Genomic DNA, 19,754 nt, shown 5'->3' with positions numbered 1-19,754 from the left:
GATTTAGATAGCAGGAAAAATTCCACATAACGTGGGTTGTTAGATTGAGCTTAAACGACAATAAGAAAACGCTCTCCTCAACCTGCGATAATACTTTAGAAGTTCACTCTCTATGAACACAGAACAAGATACACAAGCGCAAGAAAACGTAGCTCCAGCTTTGGAAGCGGGAACGCTGCTTAAGAACAAACGAGAATCTCTTGGTTTAACGCAAAAGCAGATTTCTGATCGCTTGAAACTTCGCGTTACTCTGATCCAACAAATTGAAGAAAACCAATTCGAGTCAGATCAAGTGGCGACGTTTATGCGTGGCTATATTCGTTCATACGCGAAATACGTCAATCTTGACGAAAAAGTCGTATTGAGTGCGCTGCATCATGCCGGTGATGCTCAGCATCAAGAGCAAGAAATGCTGAGTTTTTCTCGTAAGACCAAAACCGAGAAGCACAACAGCCGTATTATGATCCTGACTTGGAGCATTTTTGCGGTCATTGCGGGTATCTCCTCACTTTGGTGGTGGCAGAACCAACAGCAAGACACCCTATCTCAATCTTTAGCGAATACTGAAAGCTCAGAAGAGCTAGCGGTAGAAGAATCACTTGCCCCTGAATTCACCTCTTTAGAAGTGATTGAAGCTGAACAAAACGAAGCGGGTGCTTCTGTTGTTGAAGGTGCTGAAGGCCTTGCTGCGATAAGCGATGCGGAAGAAAGTTCAGATGCTGTTACTCCAGCTGACGAAACTTCTGCACAACAAACAACAGAGACTGAACCAACTGCTGAAGCTGCTGCGAATGCAGAAACGGTTGAAGCTAGCACGGCTCCTGAAGCTGTGGCTAACGAACTAGTGATGCAGTTCACCGCTGATTGCTGGATCCAAGTAAAAGATGCAACGGGTAAAACCTTGTCGACTGGCATCAAAAAAGCAGGTCAGTCGTTAAATCTATCAGGAACTGCGCCATATAAAGTGATTCTAGGTGCGCCAGAAGGCGTATCAATGACATTTGCAAGTGAACCTGTCGACCTTTCTGGGTATACTTCAGGCAAAGTAGCTAGAATAACCTTACCTTAGAGTTAATATGCAACACGAATCTCCTATTATTCGTCGCAAATCAACCCGTATTTATGTGGGTGATGTGCCGATCGGTGATGGTGCACCAATTGCTGTGCAATCCATGACCAACACAAGAACAACAGATGTAGCCGCGACCGTTGCTCAAATTAGAGCTCTGGAAAAAGTTGGCGCTGATATCGTTCGCGTATCTGTACCGACTATGGATGCAGCTGAAGCCTTTAAGCTAATCAAGCAGCAGGTCTCTGTTCCTTTGGTTGCTGATATTCACTTCGACTACCGTATCGCACTTAAAGTGGCGGAATACGGCGTTGACTGTCTGCGTATCAACCCAGGTAACATCGGTAACGAAAGCCGTATCCGCTCAGTTGTTGATTGTGCACGTGATATGAATATTCCGATTCGTATTGGTGTTAACGGCGGTTCTCTTGAGAAAGAGATCCAAGAGAAATACACAGAACCTACAGCAGAAGCGCTTGTTGAATCAGCAATGCGTCATGTAGATATCCTAGACCGTCTGAACTTTGATCAATTCAAAGTCAGCGTGAAGGCTTCTGATGTATTCCTTGCTGTCGGTTCTTACCGTTTGCTGGCTAAGCAGATTGATCAACCTCTCCACCTTGGTATTACCGAAGCGGGTGGTGCGCGTGCAGGCTCTGTGAAGTCAGCGGTAGGTTTAGGTATGCTTCTTTCTGAAGGTATCGGCGATACGCTGCGTATATCGCTAGCGGCTGATCCGGTTGAAGAGATCAAAGTTGGCTTTGATATTCTTAAATCTTTGCGCATTCGTTCGCGTGGCATCAACTTCATTGCGTGTCCGAGCTGTTCTCGTCAAGAGTTCGATGTTATTAACACCGTTAATGCCCTTGAAGAGCGCCTAGAAGACGTGATCACTCCAATGGACGTATCTATCATCGGTTGTGTGGTTAACGGCCCTGGTGAAGCTGAAGTGTCTCACTTAGGTTTAGCTGGTAGTGCACGTAAGAGTGCCTTCTACGAAGATGGTAAGCGTCAGAAAGAGCGCTTCGACAACGATGACCTTGTCGACAAACTTGAAGCTAAGATTCGTGCAAAAGCGTCAGTGCTTGATAAAGCAAATCGCATTGATGTAGAAAACTTAGAAGATTAATACAACGCGATGGGGTGTGATTGTCTATTCGCACTAACACCTGGTCGTGAGAAATTACGGAATAAATACTGTGGCTAAAAATATTCAAGCAATTCGAGGCATGAACGACTGCCTTCCAACTCAATCACCACTGTGGCAGAAAGTAGAAAGCGCAGTTAAAAACGTGGTGAGTGCATACGGTTACAACGAAGTACGTATGCCTATCGTTGAAGAAACAAACCTATTTAGCCGTGCAGTTGGTGAAGAGACAGACGTTGTTTCTAAAGAGATGTACACCTTTGACGACCGCAATGGCGATAGCCTAACGCTGCGTCCAGAAGGCACAGCAGGTTGTGTTCGTTCATGTATTCAAAACAGCCTTATCAACCGTGATGAACAGCGCCTATGGTACATGGGCCCTATGTTCCGTCACGAGCGTCCTCAAAAAGGTCGTTACCGTCAATTCCACCAATGTGGTGTTGAAGTGTTTGGCCTAGACGGTCCAGACGTTGACGCAGAACTTATCATGATGACAACACGTCTATGGCGTGAGCTAGGCATCGACAAGCACGTTCGCCTAGAGCTGAACTCAATCGGTTCTCAAGAAGATCGCGTTAGCTACCGCACTGCGTTAGTGGCTTTCCTTGAGCAACATATTGATGTGCTTGACGAAGACTGCAAACGTCGCATGCACACTAACCCTCTACGTGTACTTGATACTAAGAACCCTGATGTTCAAGCTATCTTAGGTGACGCACCTCGACTATCTGAATATCTAGGTGAAGAATCGAAGCAACATTTTGCTGGTTTGTGTGAACTTCTTGACGCTGTTGGTATCGAATACCAAGTTAATGAGCGTCTAGTACGTGGCCTAGATTACTACAACCGCACTGTATTTGAGTGGATCACAGACAGCCTTGGTGCTCAAGGTACAGTATGTGGCGGCGGTCGTTACGATGGTCTTGTTGAGCAACTAGGCGGCAAAGCAACAAATGCAGTTGGCTTCGCAATGGGTCTAGAGCGTCTGGTTCTGATGATGGAAACGCTAGAGCTAACAGAAGTTCGTCGTAGCGTTGATGTATACGTAGTTGCTGCTGGCGAAGGTACTATGATCGCGGGCATGCAGTTAGCGAATCAGTTACGCGACACCGTTGAAGGCGTGCGTGTAATGAACCACTTCGGTGGTGGTAACTTCAAGAAGCAATTCAAACGTGCTGACAAAGTAGGTGCTGTTGTGGCGCTGGTACTTGGTGAGAACGAAGTTGCTGACAATACAGTTGTGTTAAAAGATCTGGTTGGCGGCGAGCAAGAAACCGTGTCTCAAACGGAAGTTGCAGAGAAAGTTGCTGCGCTAATCTAATTAGCCATTGAGCAAACGCTCATAATGAATACTAACGTCAGCACTATGCTGGCGTTTAAAGAATTAAAGAGGACAGGAAGTGGAACTTTACGATAGCGAAGAGCAACAAGTTGAAGCCATTAAAGATTGGTGGAAAGAGAACGGTAAAGCCGTAATCTTTGGTGCGGTTATTGGTTTAGGTGGTCTATTTGGCTGGCGCTATTACCAAGATTCAGTAGTTGAAGCGCGTGAAGCAGCTTCAGAAAGCTACACCTCTGTAATTTCAGCTCTTGATGTTAAGGGTGTTGATGCTCAATCTGATATTCAAGCTTTCATCGACGCAAACAAAGATGCTGAGTACTCAGTACTTGCTGCTATGCAACTAGCAAAAGTACAAGTACAAGCAGGCGATCTAGCGGCGGCACTTGAACAGCTCGAGTGGGCAAAATCGGCAACTAAGGACGCGGCACTTGCGCCACTACTTACTTACCGTGTTGCACGTATTAAAGCTGAGCAAGGTGAATTTGACGCAGCACTGACTGATCTTGCTGCTATGACAGACGAATCTTGGAAAGGCCGTGTTGCTGAACTGCGTGGTGATATCTCACTTCGTAAAGGCGACACAGACGCAGCATACAGTGCTTACACAGAAGCACAGCAAGCTGTTGACGCTAGCCAAACGCTTCAAATCAAACTTGACGACCTAGCTAAATAAGGCGCTTTGAATGAAGAAGATGTTTCCAAAAGCGGCGTTGTGTGCGATTGCTCTTGGCCTACTAGCTGGCTGTGCGGGTGAAGAAGACACCGTAATCATGGCTCCAGTCCCAACGGTAAACAGCGAGTTCACTCCTAGTCAGGAATGGTCTACGTCGGTTGGTGATGGTGTTGGTCACTACTTTTCAAAACTAACGCCAGAATTGGCTTACGACAAAGTGTTTGTTGCAAGCCGTGAAGGTATGGTTAAAGCGCTTGATCCTGATACAGGTAAAGCGCTGTGGAAAGTCGATCTTGAGAAAGACGTATTGGCTCGTTTATCGGGTGGCTTAACGGCGGCTTACGGTAAAGTTTTTGTTGGTTCTGAAAATGGCGAAGTGATCGCACTGGAAGAATCGACCGGTGAAGAGCTGTGGCGTGTATCAGTCAATGGCGAGGTGCTTGCATCCCCAGCAACTGATAGCAACATGGTCATTGTTCATACCAGTCGCGGTATGTTGATCGCGTTAGATCAAGCAAGCGGTGAACAAAAATGGACCATCAGTACGGAAGTACCAAGCCTAACACTGCGTGGCGATAGCTCGCCTGTTGCAGTTTCTGGTGGTGTATTCTGGGGTACAGCAAATGGTCGTCTAGCTGCGGCTATCGTTGATCGTGGTCAGCTTATTTGGCAACAGCCAGTAGGCACACCAAAAGGTGCAACGGAAATTGATCGTTTGGTTGATGTTGATGCATCTCCAATTGTTCTTGGTGGCACCCTGTATACCGTAGGTATCAATGGTCAGCTGATTGCTATCGACCTTCGTTCTGGTAAGCCAATTTGGAAACGTAACTACTCATCAGCGATTGATTTAGCAAGTGATGGTAGCCGTTTGTTCGTTGTTACCGACAAAGACCATGTGGTTGCGGTTGATGCGCGTAGTGGTACTGAACTGTGGAGCACTCCATTGTTAGAAAACCGCTTACTGACAGCACCTGCTATTATTAATGGTTATGTAGTCGTGGGTGATACTGAAGGTTATCTGCACTGGTTGGATCGTTCATCGGGTGAGTTTGTTGCTCAACAGCTTGTCGATGATAGCGGCTTTGCGGTTGCACCAATTGAACTGCCTGAAGGCTACTTAGTGACGACTCGCAATGGCGATGTAAAGAAACTAACGATTAGCCAATAAAAGCGTGATATAATTCACAGTCGGCTCCTGGTTGGTAACAGCCAGGAGCCGTTTTGTTGTTAAAAATTAATAAACCGTGTGGTTATAGGTAAGAGTTTAAACTTGCGAACAAGTGCTTACCTATAACTACATTTAGAGAAGAAATTGTAGAGGTTGTTATGGTACCTGTTGTTGCTCTAGTAGGGCGTCCGAACGTAGGTAAATCTACGTTATTTAACCGATTGACTCGAACTCGTGATGCATTGGTTGCGGATTTCCCTGGCTTAACGCGTGACCGTAAATACGGTCATGCTCATTTTAGCGAGCATGACTTTATTGTTATTGACACTGGCGGTATCGACGGTACTGAAGAAGGTGTTGAAACTAAAATGGCTGAACAGTCGCTAGCGGCGATTGATGAAGCTGATGTCGTTCTATTTATGGTAGATGGCCGTGCGGGTCTAACACCTTCAGACGTGGCGATTGCTAAGCACCTACGTCAACTAGAAAAGCCTTCAATGCTAGTAGTAAACAAGGTTGATGGTATCGACCCTGATGCTGCAAGTGCTGACTTCTGGCAACTAGGTGTAGAAGACATGTACCAAATCGCTGCGGCGCATGGTCGTGGTGTTACTGCACTTATTGACCTTGCTCTTAACCCATTCGCAGAAGCGCTAAAAGCTGAGAATGGCGAAGTAAGCGACTTAACTGAGTTTGAAGACGAAGAAGAAGAGCAGGTTGAATTTACAGAAGAAGAAGCTGAAGCAGAATTCAAGCGTCTTCAAGATCAACCGATCAAACTAGCGATCATTGGCCGTCCTAACGTAGGTAAATCAACGCTAACGAACCGTATTCTTGGTGAAGAGCGTGTGGTTGTTTACGATATGCCAGGTACGACTCGTGACTCTATCTACATCCCAATGCAGCGTGACGAGCGTGAATACGTTCTAATCGATACTGCGGGTGTTCGTCGTCGTAAAAACATCAACGAAACGGTAGAGAAGTTCTCAGTGGTTAAAACACTGAAAGCGATTGAAGATGCTAACGTTGTATTGCTGCTTATCGATGCTCGCGAAAACATCTCTGATCAAGATCTAAGCTTGCTAGGCTTTGCGTTGAACGCTGGTCGTTCAATTGTTATTGCCGTAAACAAGTGGGATGGCCTAGATAACGACGTTAAAGAACGCGTTAAGAAAGAGCTAGACCGTCGCTTAGGCTTCGTTGATTTCGCACGTATTCACTTTATCTCTGCACTTCACGGTACAGGTGTTGGTCACTTGTTTGAGTCTGTACAAGAAGCTTACAAATCAGCGACTACTCGTGTTGGTACTTCTGTGCTAACTCGTATCATGAAGATGGCGACTGATGATCACCAACCGCCTATGGTTCGTGGCCGTCGTGTGAAACTGAAATACGCGCACGCTGGTGGCTACAACCCACCGATTATCGTTATCCACGGCAACCAAGTTCGTAACTTGCCAGATTCATACAAACGATTCTTGATGAACTACTACCGTCGTTCACTAGAAATCATGGGTACACCTATTCGCATTCAATTCCAGAACAGCGAGAACCCATTTGAAGCTAAGACTAACAAGCTGACAATTTCTCAAGAACGTAAACGTAAACGTATGATGAGCATGGTTAAAGGTCGTAAGTAAACCTTTCCAATAGATTTGATACCCGAGCCTGTCTCGGGTATTTTTTTAAGCAAAATTCACGTTAAGCCATAACAATACGTTTTTATCATCATGGCTCAACGAATCAGACTAGATTCCAGAAGAAGAACGATATGACTACTAGCGATTTGATTACACCTGTGTCAGCAATCACACCAACCATCACTCAATTTTGTCATCAGGCTTGGCAGCTCAATGCTAAAGCGCAGTACGTTGAAAGCGATGACAGCAAAACTTACCTGATCACCGACGTGACACCCTTCCACCCAGTGAGTCACATTTGGCCAGATCACCCTGCAGACCAAGGCTTTGTGAGTGTTGGTGACGTGCTATATCCAGTTGAAGACTGCCTTGTTGGTGCTATAGAACAATCTACTGGCAAGCTTCATATCGCAGCAGATATCCCTGTTAAGCGTGATACGGAAGGGTGGGCGTTTGTTGTTGTCCACCAGCTACCTACATCTGCTTCTATGATTAAGGTTAACGACGAAGTCGTGTTGTCGGTTGATAAAGAGTACCAAGCCAGTTTGAGCCGTGGTCACAGTGCTGGCCACATCGCTTTCCTAGCTTTGAATAAAGTATTGGCTGAGCGCTACTGGCGTAAAGATGCGGATAGAAAAGATCCGCTTGGCAGTTACGACTTCAATAGCTACGCACAAGTGACGAGCTTTGTGACTCCAGAGCTGTGTTCCGATAAGTATCGTTTAGGCAAAACCCTCAAGAAGCGCGGTTTGAACGTTGCAGACATGCTAGCAAATCTTGATGACATCGAAGCTGATATCAACCAGATGATTGCGGGCTGGCTTGCAGAGCCGACGCCAGTTGCAATGCGACTGGAAGGCGAAGCATTAACAGACTCTCGTTATTGGGAATGGCAGTTGGATGCCGACACTTTAGTGTCTATTCCGTGTGGTGGTACTCACATTGAGAACACCTCAGAACTTGGTGCGCTGTCCGTTAAGCTGACCCAGCTAGATGGCCAAAACATTGAAATGCTGACGCATGTAATTCGATGATCTAGACTACAGATCGAAATGGCTTGTGCTGTTTATTTTATTTTTACATGTCACTTTTGATATAAATGACCATTTGAAATTGAAATGCAGCATATGTAACTTATGCTTTCGGTGTGTGGTGATATAAATATTCTTTTTGGGGTAGATCGCTGATCAAAATAGATAAAGCGAAAGATCAACCTATGATCTTCGACTGTGTGTCGTACTAATTTAGTGTGCTATTATTAACCAATAACAAGCTTGCATAAGAACAAGCTGTACCCGATTACACAATTGAAAGCCTTAGTGAATGGAACAACAATTTTTATTAGAAGGTCATCGAGCCGTCAATAGTTTGCTGCGGAAGCTTGCGCTTGGGATGGATCGCAAAGATTTAAATCACAAGATTATTCAGCTTACCGAGCAGCTTTTTGGGCAGCGCATGGCTTCAATTTTACTGCTCAACTCAGAGTCTAAACGTTACACCTTGAGTATGCCCCAAACCTGCCTGATTTTTACAATCAACAGATTGAAGGGATAGGAATTGGTGCGGGGATAGGCTCTTGTGGCGAGGCAGCTGCGCTTAAGAAAGCAGTGATGGTCTCCAACATAAATGCACACCCAAACTGGGCACCTTTTCTGGTCTTAACCAATCAAGCGAATTTACATGCCTGTTGGTCGGTCCCCATTATCTCGTCGCGCGGTAATGTGTTGGTTACCTTCGCTATTTATAGCCAGTACATCTCTGAACCACATGAATTTGAGCTCGAGATCTTAGAGCTACTGGCTTCCCTGTATTCGGTAGCACTAGAGAAGTTTGAGCTGGAGAACCAGCTTAACTTTTTCGCCAATCGAGATTCTTTAACCCATTGCTTGAATCCTCGTGCACTGTTCAATGAAGCCGAAAAAGTGTTGGCTAAGCGATGTTTTTCAGAAAAGGTGATGGCGTGTCTGTTTGTGGATGTCGATAAGTTCAAATCAATAAATGATACCTATGGCCACAGTTTCGGTGACGATGTGCTGTTGGCGGTTGCCGAAGTTCTTGATGAGGCAACCACAGCATGTGCCAAGATAGGCCGTTATGGTGGCGATGAGTTTGTGGTGTTCTCTTGCTTTGATGATCAAGAAAGCGTTGTTAGCTTCTACCACAGCTTAGAGAAAGCACTGCAACAAGCGCTTTATATCAATGATGTGCAGTTCTCAGTGAGTGTTGGGTTGTCTTGTGAGAAAGATCCTCAAGGATTAGACCAGTTGATCGCACAAGCTGATAAGAACATGTATCAAATCAAGCAAGCCAAGTCTCAGCAGTAGTAGATTGTAAAAATAGTAGTAAATTAGGAAATGCTAATGAGTGAAAATATCTGCCCTAAATGCCAGTCTGAGCTAGCTTGGGATGGCAAGTATCACTGTGAAAGTTGTCAGGCTCACTTTACTAAAGTTGGGTTTTGTCCTGAGTGCAGCAGCCAACTTGAGAAGCTTCAAGCCTGTGGTGCGGCGAGCTATTTTTGCAACGGTGATTGCAACGAGTTGAAATCTAAGTCGAGAGTAAAATTCGAATTTAAACCAGCGGAATAGCCTTAAACTCATGGTTTGAACGACCATCGGTGATGTTATACCAGAGACTCAATACTAAAGTGTTGGGTCTTTTTTGTATCTGAAGAACAGGAATGTGTCATCTTGGTTCATTCCCACCGTCACTGCACCAGTATGAAACATAGTTACATGATTGCTATGCACTCTATTGGTGTGAGTTTCTTTTAAATTCTATTAATACAATTACTTATAAATAATTTCATTGGTTTATAAGTTTGGCACTCTTCTTGTACCTCTGTAATTGAATAACAAAAATACAATTATGGAGTAATATCATGAACAAGGTGTTCAATTTATCGCTAGCTGCACTGTGTACAACACTTTCATTTTCTTCTGCAACAGTGTTTGCTGCTGATGAGACCATCAAGGTCGGTGTTCTACACTCACTCTCTGGCACCATGGCGATCAGTGAGACAACGCTAAAAGATACCGTGCTAATGCTCATCGAAGAGCAGAACAAAAAGGGCGGTTTGCTTGGTAAGAAGCTAGAGCCTGTCGTGGTTGACCCTGCGTCAAACTGGCCGCTATTTGCTGAGAAAGCGCGTGAGCTTATCGAAAAAGAGAAAGTGGATGTGGTGTTCGGTGGTTGGACGTCGGTATCACGTAAATCCATGCTACCTGTCTTTGAAGAACTCAACAGCATCCTTTTCTACCCAGTACAGTATGAAGGTGAAGAGTCTTCTAAAAACGTTTTCTACACCGGTGCCGCGCCAAACCAACAAGCGATCCCAGCAGTGGATTACTTGATGGAAGAGCTTGAAGTCGAGCGCTGGGTACTTGCAGGTACCGATTACGTTTATCCACGTACAACCAATAAGATCTTAGAAGCCTACCTAAAAGATAAAGGTGTCGCAGAAGAAGACATCATGATCAACTACACGCCATTTGGTCACTCTGATTGGCAATCTATCGTTTCAGACATCAAAAAGTTCGGTGAAGCTGGCAAGAAAACCGCTGTGGTTTCTACTGTAAACGGCGATGCGAACGTACCTTTCTATAAAGAGCTAGGCGCTCAAGGCATTTCATCTGAAGACATCCCAGTTATTGCATTCTCTGTTGGTGAAGAAGAACTGTCAGGCATGGACACAGAACCATTGGTTGGTCATCTAGCGGCATGGAACTACTTCATGAGTGTTGATACTGAAGCTAATGAAGAGTTCGTTGAAACGTGGCAGTCGTTCATCAAGAGTGAAAAGCGTGTCACCAATGACCCAATGGAAGCGCACTATGTTGGCTTCAATATGTGGGCTCAAGCGGTCACTAATGCGGGCACAACCGATCCTGAATCTGTGCAAGATGCCTTGATTGGCGTGTCTGTACCTAACCTTTCTGGCGGCTACTCTACCATGCTGCCAAACCACCACATTACTAAACCAGTCCTGATCGGTGAAATCCAAGGCGATGGTCAATTCGATATCGTTTGGGAAACCACTGGACTAGTGGCGGGTGATGCTTGGTCGAGTTACTTACCTGAATCGGCAAAACTGTTCTCTAGCTGGTCGAAGCCATTCTCATGTGGTGCGTTTAACGTCGAAACGAAGAAGTGTTCTGGCGGTAACTAGATCGTCAATTCAGGAATATTGAGCCTTCCGGTTTGGGAAGAACGCGTCTGTTTAACGGGCGAAGCGAACGGAAGGCTCATCGTTTCAGGTAACAACCACTATCCACACATCCTCCAAGTAAAAATAACAATATCTAACTTGGTTGGTTAAGGAAGCAGGGATGAAAAACGTATTAAACGTATTTAAAGCGCTGTTGCTCATGGCAGTCAGTGCTCAGTTGGCTTTTGCTGGAATAACGGATGAAGCTAGCTTTACCAAGGCGCTAGTTGGTAAGAAAACATCGGATAAAGAATTAGCTATCGATTGGGTGATTGAGACGCAAACGGGAGACGTGTCGAAAGCTATTTTAGATGGCTGGTTAAACGGAAACCTTTACTACTTCAATGAGAAACAGAGCGAGCAGTACAAACAGCTCTACCTCATTCAAAGTATCAAAACGGCGACGTCAGCTCAGTCAGTATGGGATGATTCAACGCTTAATATCGAGAATGCGAGACAGTTTAAAAAGGTTCGTGTGAATAACAAACTTCGCGGGATATTACGCGGGGAAATAGCCTCGATTGGACTGAACAGCGGCAACCCTGATGTGCGTTATAAGGCGGTTTTGGATTTGTTAGGAACCAAAGACGCTGACATTATCGAACGACTAACTGAACTCAGAGCCAATGAATCAGATGGCAAAGTAGCTGAGCTAATGGATTTGTCGTTAGCGATTGCCACTTCTCTTAATAACAGTGCCACCATTGAAGATCGTGTGGCTTCAATTGAACGAGTTGGCGACTTCAAACACTCGGTCGTTCTGAAAACACTGAACCAACTACTGAACAGTGAGCAAGATCCAAGCATTGCCGCTGCAGCAGAACGTGCGATGGATAGCTATCAACAAAGCCAAGCACTCTATTCGGGTGTAGAAACAGTATTCTTCGGTTTGAGTTTAGGCTCGGTATTGGTACTGGCAGGCATTGGCTTAGCGATTACCTTTGGTGTGATGGGCGTTATCAACATGGCTCATGGCGAGCTGATCATGATTGGCGCTTACACCACCTACGTATTGCAGTTGTTGATGCCGAATCATATTGGCCTAGCGCTGATACTTTCCATTCCAGCGGCATTCATTGTTTCTGGCTTAGTGGGCATTGCGATTGAGCGAAGTGTGATTCGTCATCTTTATGGTCGCCCATTGGAAACCTTACTCGCGACCTTTGGTATTAGCTTAATCTTGCAGCAGGCTGTTCGCTCGATTTTCTCTCCTTTGAACCGCTCAGTGAGCACGCCTGAATGGATGTCTGGCGCACTTCAATTGAACCCAATGTTGTCCCTGACTTACAACCGACTTTATATCATCCTGTTCTGTGGCTTGGTATTTATGGGCTTATTAATGGTTCTGAAAAAGACACCACTAGGTTTGCAGGTTCGTGCGGTTTCTCAAAACCGTGGCATGGCTCGTGCGATGGGTATTCGTTCAGAGCGAGTTGATGCGATGACCTTCGGTTTAGGCTCTGGCGTTGCGGGTGTTGCAGGCGTGGCACTGTCTCAACTGACCAACGTTGGCCCTAATATGGGACAGGCGTACATCATCGACTCATTCATGGTGGTGGTATTCGGCGGTGTTGGCAACCTATGGGGCACGCTAGTCGCAGGCTTAAGCCTTGGTCTGTTCAATAAAATTTTAGAACCATGGGCTGGTGCGGTTCTCGCCAAGATTCTGGTACTGGTTTTCATCATTCTATTTATTCAAAAACGCCCACGCGGACTCTTCCCGCAACGTGGTCGTGCGGCTGAAGGTTAAGGACAACATCATGCAGTCAAAATCATTTGTACTTTCGGCAATGCGTGGTGACAAAGGTGGCCAACTGACCATCCTTGCCATTCTAGCGGCCGTTATTCTTATCCCACTGGCTAACACCATGTTACCAAGTGGGCACCCGCTCCATGTAGAGACTTTTACTATCTCGCTGATGGGCAAATATCTGAGCTACGCAATGTTGGCGTTGGCGCTCGATCTGGTGTGGGGCTATCTCGGAATCTTGAGCCTTGGCCACGGTGCTTTCTTTGCGCTTGGTGGTTATGCGATGGGCATGTACTTGATGCGTCAGATTGGTGACCGTGGGGTTTATGGTGATCCAGTCTTACCAGATTTCATGGTGTTCCTTGATTGGTCTGCGTTGCCGTGGTTCTGGCAGGGCTTTGACCAGTTCTGGTTTGCTTGCCTGATGGTGGTGCTAGTGCCGGGCGCATTGGCTTACTTGTTTGGTTATCTGGCTTTTCGCTCTCGCGTGTCAGGGGTTTACCTTTCTATCATGACTCAGGCATTAACTTACGCATTGATGCTGGCATTTTTCCGCAACGAAATGGGCTTTGGTGGCAACAACGGACTGACGGATTTCAAAGACATCATCGGTCTGAGTTTGCAGAGTGATGCGGTCAAGATAGGTCTGTTTGTCGCGACTGGTATTGCGCTTATTCTCAGCTACATAGCTTGTCGCATGGTGGTGACCAGTCGATTAGGTCGTGTGGCATTAGCGATTCGTGATACGGAATCACGCACTCGCTTTATGGGCTATGACGTCGATGGCATCAAGCTGTGGGTCTTCGTTCTTTCTGCGGTTATCGCCGGTATTGCCGGGGCTTTATATGTCCCTCAAGTGGGTATTATCAATCCGGGAGAATTTGCTCCTCTTAACTCGATTGAGATTGTGGTTTGGGTAGCCTTAGGCGGTCGTGCCACTCTGTTTGGTGCCATTGTCGGTGCATTGATCATCAACTACGCCAAGAGTTGGTTTACGGTTGAGTTCCCGGAGGTGTGGCTGTTTGCTCTGGGTGGACTATTCGTACTCTCAACCATGTACTTCCCACAAGGTGTGATTGGCTTTGTCAGTGAAAAGTGGCAGCAGCTGCGCAAGGCATCAAATGGGAAAAACCAAGATAAAGATAAGGATGATCAGCACAAGGCCAAGGAGGTGATCGCATGACCACATTTAATAGCGTAAAGGAATCGGTTCAGGCGTTCACTCGTCGAGACGAAGTCTTTGATTACCTCAAACCCGATATTCATCCTGCCATCGATACTCGACATAATGTGCTGTTGTATGTCGAAGGCGTCAACAAAAGCTTCGATGGTTTCCAAGCGATAAACGACCTCAACCTTTACATCAAAGAGGGAGAGCTACGCTGTATCATCGGTCCTAATGGCGCAGGTAAAACCACCATGATGGACATTATCACAGGTAAAACTAAGCCAGACACCGGCGAGGTGTGGTTGGGTTCGAACATCAACTTATTGAAGATGAACGAAGCCGAAATCGCCAATGCAGGCGTTGGGCGTAAATTCCAAAAACCGACCGTGATTGAGTGTTTAACTGTGTGGCAGAACCTTGAATTAGCCATGGCCGGTGACCGCTCAGTGTGGGCGACGTTCACCGCTGTGATGTCTGGTGAACAGAAAGACAAATTGACCTCGGTACTTGAGCTGATTCATTTAAAAGACGAAGCGGCGAATTTGGCAGGTAACCTGTCTCACGGACAAAAGCAGTGGTTAGAGATCGGCATGCTATTGATGCAAAACCCTAAGCTGTTGCTGGTGGATGAACCCGTGGCAGGTATGACTCACCAAGAAATGGATCGCACCTCTGAGTTACTTAACTCACTGGCAGGTAAGCACTCGGTTGTGGTCGTTGAACACGATATGGATTTCGTTCGTTCTATCGCCAACCATGTCACCGTGCTTCATCAAGGTCATGTGTTGGCTGAAGGCACCATGGATCAAGTGCAGGCTCACCCTGAAGTTAAACAAGTTTATCTCGGAGAATAGGATGCTAGAGGTTAAATCAGTTAATCAATATTACGGTGAGAGCCACACGCTGTGGGATTTGGATATGCAGATCCCAGAAGGTAAATGCACGGTGCTAATGGGGCGAAATGGTGTCGGTAAAACCACCTTACTGCAATGCATTATGGGGTTGGTGAAGGTTGAAAGCGGTGACATCTCCTTATCGGGTGAGTCACTTTTGAAAACCGATGCCGAGGACCGTCCACGCCAAGGGATCGGCTATGTACCGCAAGGTCGCCAGATCTTCCCAATGCTCACTGTTCAAGAAAATCTAGAGGTCGGTTTACCGATTCGTAAAAAGGGTGACCGCAAGATCCCTGAATTCATCTTCGATATTTTCCCGGTGTTAAAAGAGATGCTACATCGTCGCGGTGGTGATTTATCGGGTGGCCAGCAGCAACAGCTAGCGATTGGGCGTGCGCTGGTGGTTAATCCAAAGCTATTGATCTTGGATGAGCCGACGGAGGGTATTCAACCCAATATTGTGCAAGAGATTGGCGACATCATTCGCATGCTCAACGAGAAAATGGGGCTCACGGTTCTGTTGGTTGAACAGAAGCTGCCGTTTGCAAGAAAGGTCGGTGACCGATTTTGCATTCTCGACCGTGGTCGTCAGGTAGCAGAAGGTGAAATGAAAGGGCTCGATGAGTCCTTGATAAAGGAGTACCTAACCGTATGAATTCTCTCTTTTCTCCGAATGAAGTAAGCAAGGCTTCTTTAGTAGAAGCTTTATCTTTGAATGAGACCATCGAACAAGATATTCGTGATGGTTGGCAAGCGAGTTTAAACCTCACCTTTGTCGATCGAGGTGATAAAACCGTATTAAAGAATCGTCAGCAGTCTGGTCCGCTTGCGGTGCAACGCCCCCTGTATCCTGATGGGGAAACGTGTCACACCTACTTACTCCATCCCCCCGGCGGAGTGGTAGGTGGTGACACTCTCAATATTAACGTGAATCTTGAGCACGGTGCTCACGCGTTGATTACCACACCCGGTGCGACCAAGTTTTATCGCTCAAACAACAAGTACGCCAAGCAGAAGCAGACCCTACGAGTGAAGAAAGATGCACGCTTGGAATGGATGCCGCAAGAGAACATCTTTTTCCCGAATGCACACGTTCGTTTAGATACTGAAATTCGCCTAGAAAAGGGTGCACAGTTTTGGGGTTGGGAGATGCACTGTTTTGGACGCCCTGCACAGAATGAGGGATTCGAGCATGGTCATCTCGTTGGGAAAACAGAAATCTATCTTGATAATCAAAGGCTTCTGACTGAAGGCTTTAATTTTCATGGTGGCGATAAGTTAATGATAAATATGGGGTTACTTGATTATTCAATGATGGGTACCTTTTATCTCACCTCAAATGAGAAGCAAGATTTAGAGTTGGTACAGAGCTTGCTCTTATCTATTACACAGCAAGCTTCACAGCAATCAGTTACATCAAAAACGTCGAGTGAACCCACATTAATATTGGGTGCGACACAGATAGAAGGATTGATTGTGGTGCGAGCCTTGGGTTATTGGAGTGAAGACATCCTCCAGGCCTTTGGTCAGATATGGCAAGCAACTCGCTCTCATTTATGTGGTACGACTCCTGATTTACCAAGGATTTGGGCGACTTAGCGATTAGCCCTATTTGTACCGAGGGCGACTTCCGGCCCTCGGTACATTTTTTCAAGCTTGCTGTGATTGAATCCCACTTACTGCTCATGCGTTTCTGAGCACTAAGAAAACAACACTAACAGCGGGCAGCTAAATGGAATTAACACCAAGAGAAAAAGATAAGCTACTTATCTTCTGCGCAGGAATGCTGGCACAGCAGCGTAAACAGAAAGGCTTAAAACTCAACTACCCAGAATCTATTGCTCTGATCAGCAGTGCCATTCTTGAAGGTGCCCGTGAGGGGAAAACCGTTTCGGAATTGATGGATTTTGGACGCACACTGCTTACCGTCGATGACGTTATGGAGGGGATCCCTTCCATGATCCCAGATGTACAAGTCGAAGCGACTTTTCCCGATGGCACCAAGTTGGTGACCGTTCATGAACCTATCGTGTAGGGAGAAGTAATATGGCTGGTTCCACAAAACAATACTCAGGATTCGTTCCCGGAAAAGTAGAAACCGCACCGGGTGACATCACTCTCAATGAAGGCCGAGACACAACGTCCGTTAAGGTACAAAACATTGGCGACCGTCCTGTGCAAATTGGCTCTCATTACCATTTCTATGAAGCAAACCCTTCTTTGATCTTTGAGCGAGAAGCCACTAAAGGGTTTCGACTCAATATCCCTGCAGGTACCGCAACCCGCTTTGAACCGGGTCAGTCGCGTAGCGTCGAGTTAGTGCGTTACGCCGGTAAGTTAGAGATCTATGGCTTCCAAGGAAAGGTGATGGGCAAGCTCTAAGCGCTCCCACGGAATAATGAAAATAACAAAGGATTGAACATGGCGACGATATCCAAACAGGCTTATGCCGAAATGTTTGGGCCTACAGTCGGTGACCGAGTGCGTCTTGCTGACACCGATTTATGGCTAGAAGTTGAAAAGGATTACACCGTATACGGTGATGAAGTGAAGTTTGGCGGCGGTAAAGTGATCCGTGATGGACAGGGACAAAGCCAACGTCCAAGCGCCGAAACACCTGACTTGGTGATCACCAATGCGATTGTGTTGGATTATTGGGGCATCGTAAAAGCCGATGTCGCCATCAAAGACGGCCGAGTTCAAGCTTTAGGCAAAGCAGGTAACCCAGACGTTCAGCCGGGCGTCGATATAGTAATTGGCCCGGGCACGGAAATTTTAGCAGGTGAAGGTTCAATCCTGACTGCTGGTGGCATTGATTCACACATCCACTTTATTTGCCCACAACAGATTGAAGAAGCACTGGCGTCGGGTGTGACAACCATGATCGGCGGTGGCACGGGTCCAAATACGGGCACCAACGCAACCACATGTACACCGGGTCCGTGGAACATGCATCGTATGTTGGAATCACTCGATCAATTCCCAATGAACTTTGGTTTGTTAGGAAAGGGCAATGCGAGCCAGCCTGAAGCACTGCGTGAGCAAGTAGCAGCGGGTGCTGTTGGCTTGAAGTTGCACGAAGACTGGGGAACAACACCCGCGTCAATTGATACTTGCTTAAGTGTTGCCGATGAGATGGACGTACAAGTTGCAATTCACACCGATACGCTGAATGAGTCGGGTTTTGTTGAATCGACACTTGGCGCCATCGGTGACCGCGTGATTCATACCTATCACACTGAAGGTGCGGGCGGTGGTCATGCTCCCGACATTATCCGTGCGGCAGGTGAACCCAACGTTCTGCCTTCTTCGACTAACCCAACACGACCTTACACGGTCAATACGGTCGATGAGCATTTAGACATGTTGATGGTGTGTCATCACCTTTCACCATCAATTGCAGAAGATGTCGCGTTTGCTGAATCTCGTATCCGCCGTGAAACCATTGCCGCAGAAGACATTCTTCATGATTTAGGTGCGTTCTCGATGATCGCCTCGGATTCTCAAGCTATGGGACGAGTAGGCGAGGTAGTAACACGTACTTGGCAAACCGCGCACAAGATGAAAGTTCAGCGCGGTAGCTTAAAAGAAGATTCAGACTACAGCGATAACTTCCGTTTAAGACGTTATGTCGCTAAGTACACCATCAACCCTGCGATCACTCATGGTATGTCTCATGAAATCGGTTCGATCGAAGCCGGGAAATTAGCTGACCTAGTTCTATGGAAGCCAGCCTTCTTTGGCGTGAAACCAAGCGTGATTTTGAAAGGCGGCATGATCGCCATGGCGCCGATGGGTGACCCAAACGCTTCAATCCCAACACCTCAGCCAGTTCACTATCGCTCGATGTTTGGTAGCTACGGCAAGGCGTGTCAGAACACATCAATGCTGTTTGTCTCTAAAGAAGCCAAGGCGCAGAACATCGACAAGCAATTGGGTCTGCAGAGCTTGATTGGTGTTGTGAGCAACTGCCGAAACATCAGCAAAGCCGACATGAAGCTCAATGATTGGATGCCGAAGATTGAAGTCGACTCTCAGACGTACCAAGTGCGCGCCGATGGTGAACTACTCACGTGTGAGCCTGCTGAAGAGCTGCCAATGGCTCAGCGGTACTTTCTATTCTAAGCCTTTGACTAAAGAATCTTATTTTAGTGACCCTATTTTGAACGTTATAAATCTCACAAGGAGATTGAGGTAATAGCATGATTGAACTGACTCAACTGAATACTCAAATACAAAATGCACCGGACGGCTATTTGAGCCTGCCGATCGATAGTCGCATCAAAAGCCGCCTTAAGGTGATGCTAGATGACGGGCGCAATGCAGGGCTGTTTCTACCACGAGGTCATATCTTGCGTGGCGGCGAACAACTCTCAAGTGAATGTGGTTTAGTCGTAGAAGTGAAAGCGGCACCGGAAACTGTTTCGACTGTTTATTGTGAAGACCCACACTTGCTAACGCGAGTGGCGTATCACCTTGGTAACCGTCATGTTCCGCTGCAAGTGGAAGCGGGTTGGGTTCGTTATCAACACGACCATGTTTTAGATGAAATGGTTGAAGGCTTAGGCGCGAAAGTGACCACTGAGAAACAACCGTTTGAACCAGAAGGCGGTGCTTATGGCGGTCGCTCTGGTGGACATCATCACCATCATTAATCGAGTCATTGATGACTCACTAAACGATTTATATAA

18 protein-coding genes and 1 pseudogene are annotated in these 19,754 nt (G+C 46.5%); all 19 read left to right on the top strand.

Features of this window, described 5'->3' with window-relative positions; all coding sequences use genetic code 11:
* The first annotated feature begins 112 nt into the window (after nucleotides 1-112).
* The 19 genes and pseudogenes from rodZ to ureE all read left to right on the top strand — a co-directional run bounded on the left by rodZ (nucleotide 113) and on the right by ureE (nucleotide 19,718).
* Nucleotides 113-1,069 (top strand): cytoskeleton protein RodZ, encoded by a 957-nt coding sequence (gene rodZ / locus AB4375_RS02165; protein ID WP_017062515.1) that lies wholly within the window; start codon nucleotides 113-115, stop codon nucleotides 1,067-1,069.
* Between the two features lie 7 nt (nucleotides 1,070-1,076).
* The gene (gene ispG, locus AB4375_RS02160; RefSeq protein WP_009848294.1) at nucleotides 1,077-2,198 is read left to right on the top strand and encodes a flavodoxin-dependent (E)-4-hydroxy-3-methylbut-2-enyl-diphosphate synthase; all 1,122 of its coding nucleotides are present in this window, start codon (nucleotides 1,077-1,079) and stop codon (nucleotides 2,196-2,198) included.
* 70 nt (nucleotides 2,199-2,268) lie between these two features.
* Nucleotides 2,269-3,537: a histidine--tRNA ligase gene (hisS, locus tag AB4375_RS02155; RefSeq protein WP_372050944.1), complete on the top strand. Its 1,269-nt coding sequence runs from the start codon at nucleotides 2,269-2,271 to the stop codon at nucleotides 3,535-3,537.
* A gap of 79 nt (nucleotides 3,538-3,616) precedes the next feature.
* Nucleotides 3,617-4,231, top strand: coding sequence for a YfgM family protein (locus AB4375_RS02150; protein ID WP_017062513.1), 615 nt, complete (start codon nucleotides 3,617-3,619; stop codon nucleotides 4,229-4,231).
* Nucleotides 4,232-4,241: 10 nt separating this feature from the next.
* On the top strand, nucleotides 4,242-5,402 hold the full coding sequence (bamB, locus tag AB4375_RS02145; protein WP_017062512.1) for an outer membrane protein assembly factor BamB: 1,161 nt from the start codon (nucleotides 4,242-4,244) through the stop codon (nucleotides 5,400-5,402).
* Nucleotides 5,403-5,560: 158 nt separating this feature from the next.
* Nucleotides 5,561-7,042 carry a ribosome biogenesis GTPase Der gene (gene der, locus AB4375_RS02140; RefSeq protein ID WP_017062511.1) on the top strand — a complete coding sequence of 494 codons (1,482 nt, stop codon included), beginning with the start codon at nucleotides 5,561-5,563 and terminating at the stop codon, nucleotides 7,040-7,042.
* 131 nt (nucleotides 7,043-7,173) lie between these two features.
* On the top strand, nucleotides 7,174-8,076 hold the full coding sequence (locus AB4375_RS02135) for a metal-dependent hydrolase (RefSeq protein ID WP_017069309.1): 903 nt from the start codon (nucleotides 7,174-7,176) through the stop codon (nucleotides 8,074-8,076).
* 289 nt (nucleotides 8,077-8,365) lie between these two features.
* Nucleotides 8,366-9,366, top strand: a pseudogene (locus tag AB4375_RS02130) (diguanylate cyclase).
* 36 nt (nucleotides 9,367-9,402) lie between these two features.
* A complete protein-coding gene (locus AB4375_RS02125; RefSeq protein WP_017062829.1) occupies nucleotides 9,403-9,630 on the top strand; it encodes a zinc ribbon domain-containing protein in 228 nt (75 codons plus the stop codon).
* Between the two features lie 293 nt (nucleotides 9,631-9,923).
* The gene (urtA, locus tag AB4375_RS02120) at nucleotides 9,924-11,210 is read left to right on the top strand and encodes an urea ABC transporter substrate-binding protein (RefSeq protein ID WP_017069306.1); all 1,287 of its coding nucleotides are present in this window, start codon (nucleotides 9,924-9,926) and stop codon (nucleotides 11,208-11,210) included.
* Between the two features lie 160 nt (nucleotides 11,211-11,370).
* Entirely contained in the window at nucleotides 11,371-12,999 is a 1,629-nt protein-coding gene (gene urtB / locus AB4375_RS02115; RefSeq protein WP_136978143.1) for an urea ABC transporter permease subunit UrtB, read from the top strand.
* Nucleotides 13,000-13,009: 10 nt separating this feature from the next.
* Nucleotides 13,010-14,182 carry an urea ABC transporter permease subunit UrtC gene (gene urtC / locus AB4375_RS02110; protein ID WP_017062507.1) on the top strand — a complete coding sequence of 391 codons (1,173 nt, stop codon included), beginning with the start codon at nucleotides 13,010-13,012 and terminating at the stop codon, nucleotides 14,180-14,182.
* Nucleotides 14,179-15,021 carry an urea ABC transporter ATP-binding protein UrtD gene (gene urtD, locus AB4375_RS02105; protein WP_017069304.1) on the top strand — a complete coding sequence of 281 codons (843 nt, stop codon included), beginning with the start codon at nucleotides 14,179-14,181 and terminating at the stop codon, nucleotides 15,019-15,021. Before urtC ends, urtD begins: the two co-directional genes overlap by 4 nt.
* 1 nt (nucleotide 15,022) lies before the next feature.
* Complete coding sequence (gene urtE / locus AB4375_RS02100; protein ID WP_372050942.1) at nucleotides 15,023-15,718, top strand: urea ABC transporter ATP-binding subunit UrtE; 696 nt, start codon at nucleotides 15,023-15,025, stop codon at nucleotides 15,716-15,718.
* Nucleotides 15,715-16,662, top strand: a complete 948-nt coding sequence (locus tag AB4375_RS02095) for an urease accessory protein UreD (protein WP_372050940.1) — start codon at nucleotides 15,715-15,717, stop codon at nucleotides 16,660-16,662. The genes urtE and AB4375_RS02095 overlap by 4 nt, the downstream gene beginning before the upstream one ends.
* Nucleotides 16,663-16,795: 133 nt before the next feature.
* Nucleotides 16,796-17,098 carry an urease subunit gamma gene (gene ureA, locus AB4375_RS02090; protein ID WP_004735119.1) on the top strand — a complete coding sequence of 101 codons (303 nt, stop codon included), beginning with the start codon at nucleotides 16,796-16,798 and terminating at the stop codon, nucleotides 17,096-17,098.
* 11 nt (nucleotides 17,099-17,109) lie between these two features.
* Nucleotides 17,110-17,445, top strand: a complete 336-nt coding sequence (locus tag AB4375_RS02085) for an urease subunit beta (protein WP_372050939.1) — start codon at nucleotides 17,110-17,112, stop codon at nucleotides 17,443-17,445.
* A gap of 39 nt (nucleotides 17,446-17,484) precedes the next feature.
* A complete protein-coding gene (gene ureC / locus AB4375_RS02080) occupies nucleotides 17,485-19,188 on the top strand; it encodes an urease subunit alpha (protein WP_372050938.1) in 1,704 nt (567 codons plus the stop codon).
* Between the two features lie 77 nt (nucleotides 19,189-19,265).
* On the top strand, nucleotides 19,266-19,718 hold the full coding sequence (ureE, locus tag AB4375_RS02075) for an urease accessory protein UreE (RefSeq protein WP_048614367.1): 453 nt from the start codon (nucleotides 19,266-19,268) through the stop codon (nucleotides 19,716-19,718).
* The last annotated feature ends 36 nt before the right edge of the window (nucleotides 19,719-19,754 follow it).

The sequence above is a fragment of the Vibrio sp. 10N.261.51.C6 genome (assembly GCF_041471785.1).
GTDB classification, from domain to species: domain Bacteria; phylum Pseudomonadota; class Gammaproteobacteria; order Enterobacterales; family Vibrionaceae; genus Vibrio; species Vibrio crassostreae_C.
This window is presented reverse-complemented; position numbering and strand designations above follow the sequence as displayed.

Coding starts and splice junctions, on each gene's coding strand:
- rodZ (WP_017062515.1), top strand. CDS start 113: ATGAACACAGAACAAGATACACAAGCGCAAGAAAACGTAGCTCCAGCT.
- ispG (WP_009848294.1), top strand. CDS start 1,077: ATGCAACACGAATCTCCTATTATTCGTCGCAAATCAACCCGTATTTAT.
- bamB (WP_017062512.1), top strand. CDS start 4,242: ATGAAGAAGATGTTTCCAAAAGCGGCGTTGTGTGCGATTGCTCTTGGC.
- der (WP_017062511.1), top strand. CDS start 5,561: ATGGTACCTGTTGTTGCTCTAGTAGGGCGTCCGAACGTAGGTAAATCT.
- AB4375_RS02135 (WP_017069309.1), top strand. CDS start 7,174: ATGACTACTAGCGATTTGATTACACCTGTGTCAGCAATCACACCAACC.
- AB4375_RS02125 (WP_017062829.1), top strand. CDS start 9,403: ATGAGTGAAAATATCTGCCCTAAATGCCAGTCTGAGCTAGCTTGGGAT.
- urtA (WP_017069306.1), top strand. CDS start 9,924: ATGAACAAGGTGTTCAATTTATCGCTAGCTGCACTGTGTACAACACTT.
- urtB (WP_136978143.1), top strand. CDS start 11,371: ATGAAAAACGTATTAAACGTATTTAAAGCGCTGTTGCTCATGGCAGTC.
- urtC (WP_017062507.1), top strand. CDS start 13,010: ATGCAGTCAAAATCATTTGTACTTTCGGCAATGCGTGGTGACAAAGGT.
- urtD (WP_017069304.1), top strand. CDS start 14,179: ATGACCACATTTAATAGCGTAAAGGAATCGGTTCAGGCGTTCACTCGT.
- urtE (WP_372050942.1), top strand. CDS start 15,023: ATGCTAGAGGTTAAATCAGTTAATCAATATTACGGTGAGAGCCACACG.
- AB4375_RS02095 (WP_372050940.1), top strand. CDS start 15,715: ATGAATTCTCTCTTTTCTCCGAATGAAGTAAGCAAGGCTTCTTTAGTA.
- ureA (WP_004735119.1), top strand. CDS start 16,796: ATGGAATTAACACCAAGAGAAAAAGATAAGCTACTTATCTTCTGCGCA.
- AB4375_RS02085 (WP_372050939.1), top strand. CDS start 17,110: ATGGCTGGTTCCACAAAACAATACTCAGGATTCGTTCCCGGAAAAGTA.
- ureC (WP_372050938.1), top strand. CDS start 17,485: ATGGCGACGATATCCAAACAGGCTTATGCCGAAATGTTTGGGCCTACA.
- ureE (WP_048614367.1), top strand. CDS start 19,266: ATGATTGAACTGACTCAACTGAATACTCAAATACAAAATGCACCGGAC.